A 16517-nucleotide genomic window follows, 5' to 3' on the forward strand; every position below is an offset into this window, starting at 1 on the left:
CCGTTCCAAGCTCCGGGAGAGGCCTTGAGGAGGGGAGCTTGAGGAGGGGAGCTTGGGGGAGAGGACCCTGCGACGTAAAAAGACCGGCTCGGCGCAGCCGAACCGGTTTCGTGATCTGCCGGGGCGCGCTGTGGGCGCGCCGGGTCACTCGGCGGCGGCGGGCGCCGCGGCCGGGGTGTCCTTGGCCTTGTAGCGGTCGGTGCGCTCGACGATGCGGGCCGACTTCCCGCGACGGTCGCGCAGGTAGTACAGCTTGGCGCGACGCACCTTACCGCGGCGGACCACCTTGATCGAATCGATCATCGGGGAATGCACCGGGAAGACGCGCTCCACGCCCTCGCCGTAGGAGATCTTGCGGACCGTGAAGCTCTCGTTGAGGCCGCCGCCCTGGCGGGCGATGCAGACGCCCTCGTAGGCCTGGACGCGGGTGCGCTCGCCTTCCTTCACGCGGACGTTGACGATGAGCGTGTCGCCCGGCTCGAAATCCGGAATGGTCTTGGCCAGGCGCGCGACTTCCTCGCGCTCCAGCTGCTCGATGATGTTCATGGCATAGCTCCAGCCGTCGCGCCGTGACGCCCCTCATGGGCGGTCGGCGCCAGGATTTCGGCGATCCTGTTGTGAGTTGGCCGGCTCTCTACAGGATCAAGCCCGGCTTGTCGATTGGGTCGACGCGGAGGCCATCGGAACGCGCCGCAGCTTCCCGTGCTGATCGCGTGGACGACCCCGACGCCGTCGACTGGGCTGGATCGACCTCAATGAAGTCTCACTCGCGGAGGCCGTCCAGCCAGGGAGCGGCCCATGGGCGAGGATCCCGGATCACCGGCCATCGCGGTTCAGGCGCCCGGGGAGCGGCGTGCGGTTGATCGGCCCGCCTCAGCCCTTCTCGTGCCAGACGCAGTTCCGGGCCAGGATCTCCAGGTTCACGTCGGATTTCTGCGGCTGCGGCAGGGTCTTGCCGTCCATGGCGAGGTCGATCTTGATCTCGACCTGCCCCTTCGCCTCGGCCGTGCGGCGGGAGAAGTAGCAGTACTGCTGGTAGGGCTGGTCGGCGTTGTCCTTGAAGTTCCAGCCGGTCACGATCTGCCCGTCGAGGTAGGGCACCTGCTTGAACACCGTGAAGGTCGTGTTCACCGTCGCCTTCGAGGCCGGGGCGGCGTCGCTGCCGAGCTGCGCCTTGGTGGGGGTCGGCGAGGCCGAAGCCTTGGGCAGGCCTTCGAGCTTGAGGGTGTTGTCGGTGAGCGTGACCTCGCCCTTGGTCTTCAGCGTCACATCCGAGAGCGCGGCCTGCATGGCGGAGGCGATCTTCTCCGCTGCGGTGTCGAACTGGTTGAGCGTGGCCCAGCCATAGGCCGCCGCGCCGACGCCGATCCCGGTGAGGCACAGGAAGGCGCCGAAGCCCAGGGCCCGGAACAGGAAGGCCCGGGCCGCGACGTAGCTCGAATCCGCCCGCAGGCGGGAATTCACCTGCTGGGCGAGGGCGACGTTCTCAGGGGTTCCGCCGGCGACGTAGTTCATGCGCCGGCTCCCGCGGCAGGCAGGGTCGGGCTCGGAGCGGTCTGTCCGGGCAGGGCCTGCTGGCCTTGGACCGGCCGGTTCATCGGGATCACCGCCCCGGAGGCGTTGGCCGCGTTGGCCGCCCGCGGCAGGATCGGCTCAGGATGCGAGCGCAGGGCGTCGGCGATCGCGTCCAGCATGTAGGGGGCGGCCTCGGGGTTCACGGCCGCGCCGAGGTCGTCCTCGTCCATGAAGGTCCGGCGGGTCGAGACCGCGCAGAGGGCCAGGATCGTGGATGCGAAGGCGGCGCAGATGGCCGGCACGAACACGAAGATCCGCAGGAAGGCGTGGACCTGGCTCTCGGTCACGTCGATCGGATCGACGCCGTACACCATGGCGGTGAAGGAGTGGAGCTGCGAGCGGTTGACCGCGTTGCGGTAGCCCTGCTCGGCATCGGCCACCCGCCGGTCGGCGGCACCCGGATCGAGCTCCGTCCGCGCCTTGCGGGCCTCCTCAAGGTTCTTGATCAGGGCGGCGCGGTCGGCCGAGGCCTTGCTGACCTGCGCCGACAGGGCGGCGACCCGCGGATCGGCGAGGCATTTCAGGTTCTGGTACTTCCGGCCCTTGCTGTTGGTGCCGAAGACCCGCTCGCAGCGCTGGGCCGGCAGGCCGGCGAGCTGCTGGGCGTTGTCGGCCGAGCGCTTCTCGATCTGGTCGAGCTCGGCCGTGTATTGCGCGACGCGCTCGTCCGCCGCCTTGATGCGGTCGCCGATCGTGGCGCGGTCGGCCTGGGCGTCCTTCAGCGCGGTCTTGGCCTTGGCGGCCTCCATCAGGCGGGGATGGAACATCATCTCGCCGAGCTGCGACACCGACTTGGTGGTCACGCCCGCCGCGAAGATGATGCCGAGCACCGCCAGCGCGCGCACGAAGTACGAGCGCTGGGTGCGCGCCAGGATGCCGAGCGGCACCCGGCAGAGCTCCACCGCGGCGTAGACCATCGGCGCCAGCAGCATGAAGTAGAAGGCGTGCCAGTCGCCGTCGCTGTAGACGCCCGCGAACAGCCACGCGCCCCAGAGCGAGGCGCCGATCACCATGAACTCGACGAGGTAGGCGATCGCCACGTAGCCCCACTTGACGCGGTAGCCGCGGTCGACGTGGCGCTGGTGGCGCCAGCGGTCCGATTCCAGCCTCCATTCGCGCTGCTCGCGCTTCCGGTCGCGGTTGGGGGGCGTTTGGGGACCGGCAAAGATCGATTTGATGGAGATCATCGGCCTCGTCACATCCATCGGGTCCGGTTCCGGGCACAGCCAGCCGAGCTTAACCCCGGTTTAACTCCTGCGTGTATGCGCGCATTGTGCCGATTTTGGGCCGCGTTGCACGCCTGCACTGTACGCTACCGGGCCTGCCGCCCGGGTGGCCGAAATGTCTCACCCGGTTCATGTATCCGGCTTGTGTCGCAGCACACCTGCCCGGGTCCGGAATTCGATTGCTCCCGATGGGGTGGGGACCCATGATCGCGCAGCCGTGATCGGCATCCCCGCCGCCGCCAGAGACGAGGTTCGATCCGCCGCCGATGCCAGAGGTCCACCCGGGTTCCTACAAGGAAGCGATCCTGTTCCTCGTCACCGCGGGGATCGTGGTGCCGCTGTTCCACCGCCTGCGGATCTCGCCGGTGCTCGGCTTCATCGGTGCCGGCGCCCTGCTCGGACCCTACGGCCTCGGCCGGCTGGCAGAGGCCTATCCCTTCGTCCACCTCTTCACCATCGGCAACCGGGCCGAGATCGCGCACCTCGCCGAGTTCGGCGTGATCTTCCTGATGTTCATGATCGGGATCGAGCTGTCCTGGGAGCGCCTGAGGACCCTGCGGCGGCTGGTCTTCGGCCTCGGCTCCCTGCAGGTGGGCTGCTCCACGCTCATCCTGGCGATGATCCTCTACGGGCTCAACGTGCCGCTGGTCGGCGCCGCGATCGTCGGGATCGGGCTCGCCCTGTCGTCCACCGCGGTGGTGCTGCCGGTGCTGGCGGAGCAGAAGCGGCTCAACGCGCCGACCGGGCGCACGAGCTTCGCGGTGCTGCTGTTCCAGGATCTGGCGGTGGCGCCGGCCCTGTTCGCCATCGCGGTGCTCGGCCGGGACGACGGGGGCGACAAGGGCTGGGCCCTCGCCCTGGCTCTGGGCCAGGCCGCGGTCGCGCTGGTGCTGATCGTGATCGCCGGCCGCCTCGCCCTGCGGCCGCTGTTCCAGCTGGTGGCGCGCACGCGCTCCACCGAGCTGTTCATGGCGGCCTGCCTCCTCGTCATCGTCGGCACGGCGCTGACCGCGGCGGCGAGCGGCCTGTCGATGACGCTCGGCGCCTTCGTGGCCGGGCTGCTGCTCGCCGAGACCGAGTACCGCCGGGCGATCGAGGCGACCATCGACCCGTTCAAGGGCCTGCTGCTCGGCGTGTTCTTCGTCTCGGTGGGGATGAACCTCGATCCGGCCCAGCTCATGGCGACGCCGGGCGCGATCCTGGGCCTGTCGCTCGCCCTGGTGCTGATCAAGGGGGCCGTGGTGGTGATGGCGGCCCCCGTGATGAAGATCCCCCGGCCGGTGGCGATCGAGACGGCCTTGCTGCTCGGGCCGGGCGGGGAGTTCGCCTACGTGCTGATCGGCGGCGCCATGGCGACCGGGCTGGTGCCCGAGGAGGTCGGGGCCGCCGCCCTGGTGGTGACCACCGTCACGATGATCATGATCCCGGCGCTGGCGGCGATCGGCCGACGGCTCAAGCAGCGGGCGACCGCCCAGGCCCAGGCCGCCGCGGGGGCACAGGCACCGCTGCCCGAGCGGGTGGAGAACCGGGTGATCGTGGCGGGTTTCGGCCGCGTCGGCCGGCAGGTCGGCGAGATGCTGGAGAAGCACAAGATCCCGTATCTCGCCCTCGATTCGGACCCGGCCCGGGTCGCCGAGCAGCGCCGCACCGGGAAGCCGGTCTATTTCGGCGATTCCGGCAACACCGAGATCCTGCGCCATTGCGACATCGCCTCGGCCCGGGCCCTGGTGGTGACCCTCGACAACCCCCGGGCGGTCGAGGCGGCGGTAGTCGCGGCCCGCGCCGAGCGGCCGGACCTGACCATCGTGGCCCGGGCCCGCGATGCCCGCCACGCCACGGCGCTCTACGAACTCGGCGTCGACGACGCGGTGCCGGAGACGATCGAGGCCTCGCTGCAATTGTCGGAGGCGGTTCTGGTCGATGTCGGCGTGCCGATGGGGCTTGTGATCGCGTCGATCCACGAGCGGCGGGACGAGTACCGTGCCCTGCTCAAGAAGCGCGAGAACGAGGCGAAGCCGATTTTCCGGGCCCGGCGGACCGTGGGGAAGGCGCTCGGCAAGCCCGCTCCCGTCAAGCGGGAGCCCGAGCCTCAGGCGGCCAGCCAGGAGACGGTCGGTTAGGAGACGGTCGGCCAAGCCGGGGAGGCTGGCCGACGCGTCCGGTCGAAGGTCTTCAGGGCAGCTTGGGTCCCACGACGCCGTCGTGCCTCCTCAGACGAAGGCGGGCTGGGCCTCTTCCACCTTGGGACGCCGCACGGCGCGGCTGCGCGGCGCCGGCTCGAACCCATCGGCGAAGCTGCACCGATAGACCAGCTCGTCGGCTGGTCCCAACCCGGTGACAAGCGGTACCGTCACAGTGTCGCCGGAGAAGCGCCAGCCCCGGGCGCCCTTGTCCCAGTAGAGCCAGACCGTGCCGGGATAGCCCCGGAGGGTGAACACCGCGGCCTTGCGCGACAGGGCCTGCACGGCCCGCGGCGCGTACATGCCCTTGTCGCGGTAAGCTTGTTGCGTCGCCTCGGGCTGGCGGTCCATGAAGGTGTTGCGCACCAGCTGAATCGTTGCGCCCGGCTTCGCGAGAAACCGCTTGAAGTCCGTCAGATTCTGCAGGACGACCGCCATCGCAGGTCTCCTCGCTTGCCCTGTACGGCCCGCGTCGCCGCGCCCGCACCCACTCGATCCGTCGAGTTGAGCGATTCCCATGACTGATTGCGTGACCGGGCGAGGGGTGCCGCGGCACATATCAACAGATTCGGCCACTTATACCCAGATTCTGCGGATGGAGGAGCGGGAGAGACTCTCGCCGATGTCGGAATCGACTCTGCGCATGGTGCTGAATCCTGTCGACCAGCCACGAAGATTCGGAATCGATTCCAAAACGTCCTGCCAAGCTTGGTCCCAGTGAGTCCGATTCGCCTGGACTTGACCTGCATCGCCAACTGGCGCGTTTCTCTTGGATGCTGCTGCAGTTCTTCACCGCCCTGCGGGACGCCAAGGTTCCCGTCTCCCTGAAGGAGTACCTGACCCTGCTGGGCGCCCTCGACCGGGGACTGGCCGAGCATGACGTCGAGGCGTTCTATTTCCTGTCGCGCACCGCGCTGGTGAAGGACGAGGCGCATCTCGACCGGTTCGACCGGGTGTTCGGTACCGTGTTCAAGGGGCTCCAGACCCTCGGCGAGGCGGTGGAGCCCACGCCGATTCCCGAAGCGTGGCTCCGCAAGCTCGCGGAAAAATACCTGACCGAGGCTGAGAAGGCGGAACTCAAGGCGCTCGGCTGGGACAATCTGTTCGAGACCCTGAAGCAGCGGCTGGCCGAGCAGAAGGCGCGCCACCAGGGCGGCTCGAAATGGATCGGCACCGGGGGGACCTCGCCGTTCGGCGCCTACGGCTACAATCCGGAGGGGATCCGGATCGGCCAGGACGGCAACCGCAACTTCCGGGCGGTGAAGGTCTGGGACAAGCGGGAGTTCAAGGATCTCGACGACGACAGGGAGATCGGCGCACGCACCATGCGCCTCGCGCTCCGGCGCCTGCGCCGCTTCGCCCGGACGGGTGCGGCCGAGGAGCTCGACCTCGACGGCACGATCCGCGAAAGCGCCCGCCAGGGCTATATCGACGTGCAACTGCGGCCGGAGCGGCGCAACGCCGTGAAGGTGCTGCTGTTCCTCGATGTCGGCGGCTCGATGGACTGGCACATCGAGCAGGCGGAGGCCCTGTTCTCGGCGGCGCGCTCGGAGTTCAAGCACCTCGCGCACTACTACTTCCACAACTGCCCCTACGAGGCGGTCTGGACCGAGAACCGGCGGCGCCACGAGGCGAAGACGCCGCTGCTCGACGTGATCCGCACCTATGGCAGCGACTACCGGCTGGTCTTCGTCGGCGACGCCTCGATGAGCCCCTACGAGATCGCCACGCCCGGTGGCTCGGTGGAGCACTGGAATGAAGAGGCCGGCGCAGTCTGGATGCAGCGGCTCCTCGACCATTTCCCGAAGACGGCGTGGCTCAACCCGGTGCCCGAGACGCACTGGGGCTACACCCAGTCGATCGGCATGGTGCAGCGGCTGATCTCGGGCCGGATGTTCCCGCTGACCCTGGAGGGGCTCGACGCGGCGGCGCGGGCGCTGGTGCGGTAGGCCGTCCCCTCCCGCACATAGGAGAGGGAGGGCGTCGCGTTTCAGCGCTGATGATCGTCTACGAGCCGTATCGTGGCGCCCCGTCGCGCCGGACGCGACCTTACCCCTGCTGCGACGGCGTCGTCACCACGAGCCCGTCGAGCGCCGGCGTGATCTTGATCTGGCAGGACAGCCGGGAATTCTCGCGCACGTCGCTGGCGAAATCGAGCATGTCCTGCTCCATGTCCTGCGCCTTGCCGACCGTCTCGATCCAGGCGTCGGCGACGTAGACGTGGCAGGTGGCGCAGGCGCAGGCGCCGCCGCATTCCGCGTCGATGCCCGGGACGTTGTTGCGCAGAGCCGTCTCCATCACGGTCGCGCCGACGCTGCCTTCGACGGTCCGCTCCGTCCCGGCGTGGTCGACGTAGGTGATCTTGGGCATGCTGGGGCTCCGGGCTCGCGTCGGGCAAAACCAGTCCAACGGGCGGCGTGACTGCTTGGCGGTTGAACCCACGGAATGCAAGCGCGGCGATTGACACCCGTCCCGGATCGATCGCCGCATCGCAGCGTGCTCCGTTTCGGACGGCGTGTGCGGCCTCCGGACGCGGGCGACACCCTCAGACCTGCCCCTCCGCGATCGCTCGGAGCGCCGCTTCGACCGCGTCCGCGAGGTCATCCAGGGGCGCCCGTCCCTCCCCGCGGAAGGCTGTCTCCGCGGCATCCGCCAGCGCGTGGATCCGCGCGGCCCCGACTCCCGCGGACGAGCCCTTCAGGGTATGGGCGAGGTCGGCGCGCGCGGCCCGGGACAGGGCAGGATCGGTCAGCCGGGGCAGGATCGACCGGCACTGGCCGGCGAACAGATCCAAGACCTCGCGGGCGAGATCGGCGTCGCCGCCGGTCTGCGCGTCGAGGGCTGCGCGGTCGATCGCAGGGTCGATCAGCGGCGGGCCGGCGCCCGCGGATTCGGTGTTCTCTGGGGATTGCGGATCTGATCCACACAATTCACCCCCCGATTCGCCGGTCGGGGATCGCGCCGGACCCCCTGCCTGCGGCACGATGTGGAGGCGGTGAGCGGCAGGGTCGGTAACCATTCGGTTAACGTTTTCTGGGGCCGACCGGGGGCTCGGGTATCGGCAATCGCTGCCCAGGTCTAATCTTGTAATGGTAAACGGGGTGTTGCGTCTCCGGCATCAGCCTCCCCCAAGGTGCCGGTGAACCCGTGTCACGAGGCGTTGAATGGCGACCGAGAAGAAGCTGAAGGACCCGGCCGAGGCCGCGCTCTCTGCGATCGAGCAGGCGCTGAACCTCGATGCCCTGACGCCCAACGGCCTCGAAGGCCGCGCTGAGCCGCGCCTGCCCGACGTCGGCGACACCGATCCGCTGCTCGACGGGGGGCTCGACGTGGCCGGCCGGACCATGCCGCCGCGCCTCGACCTCGATCCGCCGCTCGCCTCCGACCTGCCCCCGCCCGGCCTCGAGCGCCCGCGCCGCGAGGGTGGGCTCCTGCCCCCCGACCGGTCGCTCGTGGCCAACGACGACCGGCGCAACATCGGCATCCTGCAGCAGACCCTGCGGGTGCGCTCCTCGCCCAAGCCCTATCTCTTCGCCCTCGCCGCCGGCCTCGCCTGGATCGGCGCCCTGGTGCTGATCGCCTGGGTGAAGTCCGAGGGTGACCTGCGCGGCGTCGTGGCGGGCCTCTCCGCCCTCCAGGCGAGCGTCGGCGCCGCGGCCCTGTTCGGCCCGGTGGTGCTGTTCGTGATCGCCGCCATGCTGGCGGTGCGCGCCCAGGAGATGCGCCTCGTCGCCCGCGCGGTCGGCGAGGTCGCGGTGCGTCTGGCCGAGCCCGAGAGCTTCTCGACCGACGCGGTGCTGACCATGTCGCAGACCGTGCGCCGCGAGGTGGCGGCGGTGGGCGACGGCGTTGAGCGCGCGCTCGCCCGCGCGGGCGAGCTCGAGACCCTGGTGCGCGGCGAAATCGCCACCCTGGAGCGCGCCTATTCCGACAATGAGATCCGCATCCGCTCCCTCGTCGAGGAGCTGGTCGCCCAGCGCGAAGCGATCGTTACCAACGCCGACCGGGTGCGCACCGCCATCACGGGCTCGCACCAGAGCCTGAGCCAGGAGCTGGAAGGCGCCTCCGACCGGATCGTGACGGCCGTGAACGGCGCGGGCGAGCGCGTGACCGGCGCCCTCGAGACCCGCGGTGCTGCCATCACGGAGTCCCTCGGCGAGGCCGGGGACCGGGTGGTCGGCCTGATGACCGCCCGTGGCAGCGACCTGATCGACAGCCTGAGTGCGACCAGCGAGGCCGTGCGCGGCAGCCTCCAGGAGATCGGCCAGGGCCTGACCCGCGCCTTCGAGAGCCGGGCCGGCGAGGCGACCGGCGCCTTCGAGGCCGCCGGCGCCGCCCTGGCGGGCCGTCTCACCGAGAATGCCGGCACCCTGGCCCGCAGCATCGAGGAGACCGGCGCGCAGGTCGGTGCGGCTTTGGAGCGTCAGGCCGGCGCGGTGCGCGAGAGCTTCGAGCGCTCGGCGACCGGGCTGGAGAGCGTGTTCCTGTCGCGCGGTTCCGAGCTGACCGACCGGTTCGGCGCGATGGGCGCCGAGATCACGGCGCGCTTCGCCGAGACCGGCTCGGCCCTCGCCCAGGACATCGCGGGCCGCGGCACGGCCCTGCGGGCCGAGATCGAGACCACGGGTCTGTCGGTCGCCGAGGCGATCGAGGGCCGCGGGCGCGACGCGCAGGCCGCCCTGGCGCTGGCCGCCGGCGGCGCGGGCGAGACCCTGGCGGCCCGGGCCGGAGCGGTCCGCGACGACCTGATCGGCGCCGCCGAGCGGATCGCCGACGCGCTGACCGAGCGCGGCGGTGCCGTCGCCGCGCGCATGGACGGCGTCGCGGCCCGGCTCGACGAGACCGTGACGGTGCGCGCCGCCGATCTGGAGACCCGCGTCGCCGCCGCCGCCGAGCGTGCCGGGAGCGGCATCGCGCAGCGGACCGAGACGGTCGCGGCCAACCTGGAATCCGCCTTCGCGGCCCTGGGCCGGGGCTTCGAGACGGGGGCGGCCGACGCGGTCCAGTCCCTGCGCGGCACGGTCGAGGGCCTGTCCGAGGCGATCGACGGCCGTACCGCCGAGGCGGTTGCGGCGCTCCGGCGCGGCGCCGAGGAGGCCACCACCGCCCTCCAGGGGACCGCCGAGGCCGCCACCGGCGCGGTCGAGACGCAGACCCTGGAGGCCGTGCGCGTCCTCGAGCGGCGCCTCACGGAGTCCGCAACCGCCCTGGCGGCCCGGACCGAGGAGGCCGCCGAGGCCCTGCGCGCCGCCGCCGAGCAGACCGGCTCCGCCGCCGAGACGCAGACCCGCGACGCCGCCGCCCGGCTCGCCGCCACCCTCGAGACCCTGCGCACGGCCTCGACCGAGGTCGCGGGCGCCGTGGAGGCCGAGACCGCCGCCCTCATGGCCCGGTTCCTCGAAGCCGCCGACCGCGCCGGCACGGATCTCGGCACCCGCGGCACGGAGGCTGTCTCCGCAATCCGCGCCGCCCTCGACGACCTCAACCGCGAATTGACCGCCCGCACCGGCGACGCCACCGGCAGCCTCGCCGAGGCCGCCCGCGCGATCTCGGCCGACCTCGCCGCCCGGATCGGCGAGATGGAGGCGGCCTTCGGCGCGCACGGACGGAGCGTCGCCGAACTGCTCGCCGGCCATGCCGACGAGACCCAGGCCCGGATCAGCGGCACGGGCCGCGACATCGTGCTCGCCGTGGCGAGCCAGGGCGCGCGCATCGCCGACACCCTCAGCCAGACCGGCGCGAGCTTCGCCGAGACCGCCGACGGCCGCGTCCGGGCGATCGACGAGACGCTGGGCAACCGCCTCGCCGCCCTGCAGGAGACCATCGCCCGCGGCGACATCCTGGCCGACCGGATCGGCCGCGACACCGCGGCGCTCGGCGAGACCGTCGGCGCCCGGCTGGAGGAGATGGACCGCCTGCTGACCGGCAAGGGGCAGGCCGTGGCCGAGACGATCACGGCCCGCGCCCAGGAGGCCGGCAGCCTGATCGAGACCCATCTGGGGACCCTGGAGGAGCGCTCCGCGAAGCGGGCCGCCGAGATCGGCGCGGCTGTGGCGGAGCTCGTCGGTCATATCGACAGCCATCTCGGCACCCGCGCCACGGCGGTCGACGAGACCCTGCGCGCCCGCACCGACGAGATGGCCCGCATCATGGCCGAGGGGCATCGCGGCCTCATGGAGATGCTGGAGGGCCGCACCTCCGGCCTCGGGCAGGACATCGCCCGGCACACGGGCGAGATCGCCCGGCGGATCGAGGAGAGCGCCGGCCAGTTCGATTCCGGCGTGATCGGCCGCCTGCAGGCGATCGCCGACGCGCTGGACGAGCGCGCGCGCCTCGTGGACGAGAGTTTCGGCGTCCAGGCCTTCGAGACGATCCGCGTCATCGAGGCACGCACCCGCGCGGTGGACGAGGAGCTGGCGGGCCGGACCCGCGACCTCGTGGCGATGATCACCGACCGGACCGGCGGCCTCGACGGCGCCATGGCCGAGCGCGTCCGCGCCCTCACGGCGACCATCGAGGACTCGACCCGCGGCCTCGAGACCGCGCTGTCGACCCGCGGCGAGGCCCTCGTCCGCGTGGTGGACGAGCGCACCGAGAGTGCCGACGCGACGCTCGCCGCCCGCGCCGAGGCGGTCCGCGCCGCCTTCGCGGAGCGCGCCGACCTGCTGACGCGCGAGATCGACCAGCGCATCGCCACCCTGTCGGGCGAGTTCGACGAGAAGGGCCGGGCGGTGTTCGGGGCGATCGGCGGCCGGATCACCGAGCTCGCCCGCCTGTTCGACCGCGGTGGCACGTCGCTGTCCGAGCTGATCGAGCAGCGCGGCGAGAGCGTGCTGGCCAAGCTGCAGCAGACCATCGCGGATGCCGAGCGGATGCTCGACGACGGCGAGGGCCGCCTGGGCCACACCCTGTCGAGCCGCACCGCCGATATCAGCGGCCTGCTCGACGACGGCGTGCGCTCGGTCCACACCCTGCTGGACGACCGCACCAACCAGATCCGCGTGATGCTGGACGGTCACGCCGGCACCCTGGCCGCCACCCTGGACGGCCGCATGGGCCCGATCAACGAGGCGCTGGACGGCCGCGGCCAGGCGCTGATCGCCGCGCTCGACGGCGCCTTCGGCACCGCGACCGGCGCCCTGGAGGACCGGACCCGGCAGCTCGGCAGCCTGTTCGACGAGCGGCTCGGCCATCTCGAAACCCTGGTCGAGGGGCGCGGCAACCGCCTCGCCGACACCCTCACCGCCCGGGCCCAGGCTCTCCGCACCCTGTTCGAGGAGGCTCAAGGCGCCCTCGACGCCCTGGTGGAGGGCGGCGGCAGCCGCTTCGCCGCCACGGTGGACGCGCGTGTCCAGTCCCTCCGCACCGTGCTGGAGGAGGCCCCGGCCGCCGTCTCGGCGCTGGTCGAGACCCGCGAGCGCCAGCTCGCCGCGACCCTCGACGCGCGCACGCAGCGGCTCCAGACCCTGTTCGAGGAGGCCCAGGCCGGCCTGCGCGACCTCGTGGACGTCCGCGGCCAGGCGGTCGCCGACGCGATCGCGGCCCGGACCGAGGGCCTGCGCACGACCCTCGACGCGGCGCCGACCCAGATGGCGGACGTGCTCGATAACCGCCTCTCCGACCTGCAGGGTCTGTTCGAGCGGGCGCAGGGCGAGATCGACCGCCTCGTGGACACCCGCGGCCGCCAGATCGCCGGCACGATCGAGCAGCGGACCCAGGCGCTTCAGGCGACCATCGACAAGGCGCATCCGGCCATCGCCGGCCTGCTGGAGACGCGCGAAGGCCAGCTCGCCGCAACGCTCCGCGAGCGGACGGGCGAATTGCAGGCCCTGTTCGAGCGGGTCCAGACGCGCCTCGGCTCGATCGTCGAAGGGACCGGCCGCGACGTGTCCGAGCGGGTCGATGCCCGCATCGCCGCCCTGCGGACCACCTTCGAGGAGGCCCGCGCCGCGATCGAGGGGCTGCTGGACGAGCGCAGCCAGGCCCTGATCGACACCGCCCAGGGCCGGACCGGTGCCCTGGTCGAGGTGTTCGACACCCGCCTGCGCGCCCTCGACGGCGTCGTGCAGGACCGCGCGACGTCCCTGGCGCAGGCCGTGGCGGCGCACAGCGAGGCGCTGGCCCAGGGCGTCGACGCCCGCGCCGACGCGTTCACCCAGCGCATCGACAGCCGGATGCGGCTGTTCGCGACCCTGGTGGCGCAGCGGGCCGACACCCTGGCCAACGCCTTCGACGACCGCCACGAGGCCTTCGCGAGCCTCGTGGACGAGCGCACCGCGAACCTTGTGGCGGCCCTCGACGAGCGGGCGCGTGCCCATGCCGAGCAGATCGACGCCCATAACGCCGCTTTGGCCGAGACGCTCCGTCGGCGCGAGGCGGCCCTGACCAGCCTGATCGACGACCGCGTCGAGGCGCTGGGCGCTGCCTTCGAGCGGCGCACCGACGCCCTGGGCGCCCTGGTGGATGCCCGCGGCGAGGCCCTGTCGCGCCGCCTCGCGCAGAGCGCCGAGGCCCTGGTGCGGGCCATTGAGGAGCGGGGCGGCGCCCTGCTCTCCGGCCTCGACGACAGCGGGCGCAATGTCGGCGACGCCCTGGAGGGCCATGTCGAGCGCCTGCGCGGCGCCATCGATGGGCCGATGCTCGACCTCGCCCGGGCCCTGGCCGACCGGGCCGAGGCGATCGAGCGGGCGCTGTCCGAGACCGGCATGCCGCTCGCCGAGACCCTGCGGGAGCGGACCGAGGAACTGGCCGTGCAGTCGCGGGCCTCGGCCGAGCTGCTGCGCGCCGCCGTCGAGGACGGGGCCGGCCGCACCCTCTCGGAACTGTTCGAGACCAACGACCGGATGGGCCGCGAGCTCGGCAGCCTGCTCCAGCGGATCGAGGCGGCCAACCGCGCCCTCAGCGACCTCGTGGCCGGGGCCGATACCAATCTCGGCGCGATCGAGCAGGGTCTGGCGGGCCGGATCGAGCAGGTCCAGGCGGCCCTGGAGCGCATCGCCGCCGAGACCGGCCGGGCCAGCGCCGGTGTCTCGTCCCAGGTCGAGGCCCTGCGCGGCGCCGCCGACGGGGCGCTGAGCGAGGCCTCCCGCCTTGCCGAGACCCTCGATGGGCGCGGCCGCTCCCTCGCGGAGCAGACCGGCGCGCATGTGGCGGCCCTCGACCGGGCCGCCGCCTCGCTCGCCGCCATCGAGGAGCGGCTGGGTTCGACGCTTTCAGGCCGCGAGACGGCGCTCACCGAGGCGCTCGCCGCCTTTGAGACCCGCGCCGCCGCCCTGGAGCAGAACGGCAAGGCCCTGGAGCGGACGATCGAGCAGACCCTGCGCGCCGCCGAGGAGCGGGCCCGCAGTGTCGGCGAGACCCTGACCCGGACCGCGGAGGGTGCCGGAGCCTCGGTGACGAGCGCCTTCGCCGACCTGAAGGACAGCGCCAGCGCCGAGGGCGAGAAGGCCGCCCAGGGCGTCCGGCAGGCGATCGAGGAAGCGGCGCGCGACATGCGCACCGGCTTCCAGGAGGCGCAGGCCAGCTTCGGCGACTCGTTCTCGGCGCTCCGCGAGATGGCGGGCTCGATCCGTGGCGAACTCGACGCGACCCGCGCCGAACTCGCCAAGGGCGTGCTCGAACTCCCCCGCGAGACCCAGGACGCCACCGGCGAGATGCGCCGGGTGGTGGCCGACCAGATCAAAGCGCTCAACGAGCTCTCGTCCCTGGTCTCCCGCTCCGGCCGCTCGGTGGACGTGGCCCAGCCGCAGGCGCAGCGACGGGTCGCCGAGGGTGGAAGCCGTGCCGTCGCGGCACCGGCTGCCACCCAGGCGGCGCCGCTGGCGTCCTTCGCGCCCGCGTCCGCGCCGGCTGCTGCGCCGCCGGCCCCGGCGCTGCCGGCCCTTCCGGCGATGCCGCGGCCGACCGCGTCCGCCCAGACCCGGAGCGAGACTCCCCGCCCGGCTGCGCCGGCCCGCACCACCACACCGGCGCGGACCGGGGACAAGCGGGGCTGGCTGTCCGACCTGCTGACCCGCGCCTCGCTGGACGACGACGAGGAGGCGAGCCCGACCGCGGAAGCGCCCGCTGCCGCCGCCTCGGCGTCGGCCCGTCGGCCTTCGGTGGCGCCCGCCGAGACCGGCCGGATCGCCCTCGACACGATCTCGACCGACATCGCCAAGATGATCGAGCACCGGACCGCGGTCGACCTGTGGGAGCGGTACCGCCGCGGCGAGCCGAACCTGTTCGACCCGCGGATCTACACGGCGCAGGGGCGGGCGACCTTCACGGAGATCCAGCGCCGCTACCGGAGCGATGCGGAGTTCCGCCGCAGCGTCGACCGCTACGTCAGCGAGTTCGAGCGCCTGCTCGGCGACGTGGTCAAGAACGACAGCGACGCCAAGCGGACCGACGCCTATCTCACCTCGGAGACCGGCAAGGTCTACACGATGCTGGCCCATGCCAGCGGGCGGTTCGACGGGGCGTAGGAGAAGCACCCCCCTCGCCCCGCATGCGGGGCGAGGGGGCTCCACGGGACCATGCGCAAGGATGATGGGCGCGCGAAGGCCGGATCCGTCAGCCCGGACGCCCGCGGTTTGTGATCCCCGTCGCTCTCGTCACAACAGCCCGAGGCCGACCAGCTCCCGCCGCAACGCCTCGGGCATCTCGGCGAGGTCGCCCGAGGCCTCCGCTCCGAGGTCGGCCGGCGCATCCCCGGCCGTGAGGTAGCGCCAGCCCTGGAACGGGCGGTACGGCCGCGGGGCCACCGGAACGAGGCTCGGATCGAAGACCAGACGGCAGCGCGGGATGCCATCCTCGCCGGTGAGCGGCTCGATGGCGGTGATCGCCTGCCGGCAGGAGAGGGTCCCGCGGATCACCCAGTAGATCGAGCCCTGGCCGGTGATCTCCTGATGGCGCTTCGGCAGGGTCCGGGTGACGTGGAACGGCGCGGCCGGCCGCCCGTCCCGCAGCGCCTCGGCGCGATAGCGGGCCTGCCGGGCCTCGAGATCGGCGATCGAGGCCGGGCCGACGCAGAGCTTGATCAGGTGCAGGGCCACGGGCGCGCGGTCTCGGAGATCTCGGCGGGGCGCCCCTGATAGAGCATGCCGCGCGAAAGGGGGATCCGGTCTCGCGGATCCGTGACGCGCCGGGGAGGTCCGGGCGAGGTCCGGGCGATCCCCGGTCGGTCGCTCAGGCGAACAGCGCCAGCCGCTGCTCGGGCGAGAGCGCGCCGATCTTGGCCAGGCTCAGGACCGTGTCCACGGCTCCCGGTTCCGCCGGAACCCCATCGGGTTCGGGGGTGGCCGCGACGATGCCGGCCCAGTCGAGTTCGGGGGCGTCGCGGGCCGGCGCGTCGTCGACGCTCTCGGCCATGACGCTCTCGGCTATGACGCTCTCGGCCATGATGCTCTCGGCCCCACGGCCAGGGCCTCGCCGGCCACCGGCCAGTGCCGGCTCGTTCCCCTCCAGCCGTCGAGGGGGATGCCGACGAAACTGTCGGCGCGGGTGCGCAGGGTCATGGGCGGACCTCCGCGGAATCGACGGCGAGCGGGTTGGG

11 protein-coding genes are annotated in these 16517 nt (G+C 72.2%); 3 read left to right on the forward strand and 8 right to left on the reverse strand.

Annotation, left to right across the window (positions count from 1 at the left end):
* Window positions 1–144 precede the first annotated feature (144 nt).
* From rplS to MKK88_RS15220, 3 genes are all read right to left on the reverse strand, one after another.
* Window positions 145–546, reverse strand: a complete 402-nt coding sequence (gene rplS / locus MKK88_RS15210; RefSeq protein WP_244001064.1) for a 50S ribosomal protein L19 — start codon at window positions 544–546, stop codon at window positions 145–147.
* 327 nt (window positions 547–873) lie between these two features.
* Window positions 874–1515, reverse strand: coding sequence for a hypothetical protein (locus MKK88_RS15215; RefSeq protein ID WP_244001066.1), 642 nt, complete (start codon window positions 1513–1515; stop codon window positions 874–876).
* Entirely contained in the window at window positions 1512–2780 is a 1269-nt protein-coding gene (locus MKK88_RS15220; protein WP_244001068.1) for an ATPase, read from the reverse strand. The genes MKK88_RS15215 and MKK88_RS15220 overlap by 4 nt, the downstream gene beginning before the upstream one ends.
* Before the next feature lie 287 nt (window positions 2781–3067).
* Between MKK88_RS15220 and MKK88_RS15225 the strand changes: the two genes are divergently transcribed.
* Window positions 3068–4921: a cation:proton antiporter gene (locus tag MKK88_RS15225; RefSeq protein WP_244001070.1), complete on the forward strand. Its 1854-nt coding sequence runs from the start codon at window positions 3068–3070 to the stop codon at window positions 4919–4921.
* A gap of 90 nt (window positions 4922–5011) precedes the next feature.
* On the opposite strand, the gene MKK88_RS15230 is transcribed toward MKK88_RS15225, so the two are convergent.
* Window positions 5012–5419: a hypothetical protein gene (locus tag MKK88_RS15230; protein ID WP_244001071.1), complete on the reverse strand. Its 408-nt coding sequence runs from the start codon at window positions 5417–5419 to the stop codon at window positions 5012–5014.
* Window positions 5420–5754: 335 nt separating this feature from the next.
* Here MKK88_RS15230 and MKK88_RS15235 point away from each other — a divergent pair, with 335 nt between their 5' ends.
* Window positions 5755–6930: a vWA domain-containing protein gene (locus MKK88_RS15235; protein WP_244001073.1), complete on the forward strand. Its 1176-nt coding sequence runs from the start codon at window positions 5755–5757 to the stop codon at window positions 6928–6930.
* 100 nt (window positions 6931–7030) lie between these two features.
* On the opposite strand, the gene MKK88_RS15240 is transcribed toward MKK88_RS15235, so the two are convergent.
* Entirely contained in the window at window positions 7031–7351 is a 321-nt protein-coding gene (locus tag MKK88_RS15240; protein ID WP_192708394.1) for a 2Fe-2S iron-sulfur cluster-binding protein, read from the reverse strand.
* Window positions 7352–7526: 175 nt separating this feature from the next.
* Window positions 7527–7847, reverse strand: coding sequence for an Hpt domain-containing protein (locus MKK88_RS15245; protein WP_244001081.1), 321 nt, complete (start codon window positions 7845–7847; stop codon window positions 7527–7529).
* Window positions 7848–8145: 298 nt separating this feature from the next.
* Between MKK88_RS15245 and MKK88_RS15250 the strand changes: the two genes are divergently transcribed.
* Entirely contained in the window at window positions 8146–15447 is a 7302-nt protein-coding gene (locus MKK88_RS15250; protein ID WP_244001075.1) for a hypothetical protein, read from the forward strand.
* Window positions 15448–15576: 129 nt separating this feature from the next.
* On the opposite strand, the gene MKK88_RS15255 is transcribed toward MKK88_RS15250, so the two are convergent.
* Entirely contained in the window at window positions 15577–16017 is a 441-nt protein-coding gene (locus tag MKK88_RS15255; RefSeq protein WP_244001077.1) for a DUF1489 family protein, read from the reverse strand.
* Between the two features lie 133 nt (window positions 16018–16150).
* Complete coding sequence (locus MKK88_RS15260; RefSeq protein WP_244001079.1) at window positions 16151–16363, reverse strand: hypothetical protein; 213 nt, start codon at window positions 16361–16363, stop codon at window positions 16151–16153.
* Window positions 16364–16517 lie beyond the last annotated feature (154 nt).

It is taken from the genome of Methylobacterium sp. E-005 (genome assembly GCF_022829725.1).
Classification (GTDB): domain Bacteria; phylum Pseudomonadota; class Alphaproteobacteria; order Rhizobiales; family Beijerinckiaceae; genus Methylobacterium.

Coding starts and splice junctions, on each gene's coding strand:
- MKK88_RS15250 (WP_244001075.1), top strand. CDS start 8,146: ATGGCGACCGAGAAGAAGCTGAAGGACCCGGCCGAGGCCGCGCTCTCT.
- MKK88_RS15230 (WP_244001071.1), bottom strand. CDS start 5,419: ATGGCGGTCGTCCTGCAGAATCTGACGGACTTCAAGCGGTTTCTCGCG.
- MKK88_RS15220 (WP_244001068.1), bottom strand. CDS start 2,780: ATGGATGTGACGAGGCCGATGATCTCCATCAAATCGATCTTTGCCGGT.
- MKK88_RS15225 (WP_244001070.1), top strand. CDS start 3,068: ATGCCAGAGGTCCACCCGGGTTCCTACAAGGAAGCGATCCTGTTCCTC.
- MKK88_RS15240 (WP_192708394.1), bottom strand. CDS start 7,351: ATGCCCAAGATCACCTACGTCGACCACGCCGGGACGGAGCGGACCGTC.
- MKK88_RS15215 (WP_244001066.1), bottom strand. CDS start 1,515: ATGAACTACGTCGCCGGCGGAACCCCTGAGAACGTCGCCCTCGCCCAG.
- rplS (WP_244001064.1), bottom strand. CDS start 546: ATGAACATCATCGAGCAGCTGGAGCGCGAGGAAGTCGCGCGCCTGGCC.
- MKK88_RS15235 (WP_244001073.1), top strand. CDS start 5,755: ATGCTGCTGCAGTTCTTCACCGCCCTGCGGGACGCCAAGGTTCCCGTC.
- MKK88_RS15260 (WP_244001079.1), bottom strand. CDS start 16,363: ATGGCCGAGAGCGTCATAGCCGAGAGCGTCATGGCCGAGAGCGTCGAC.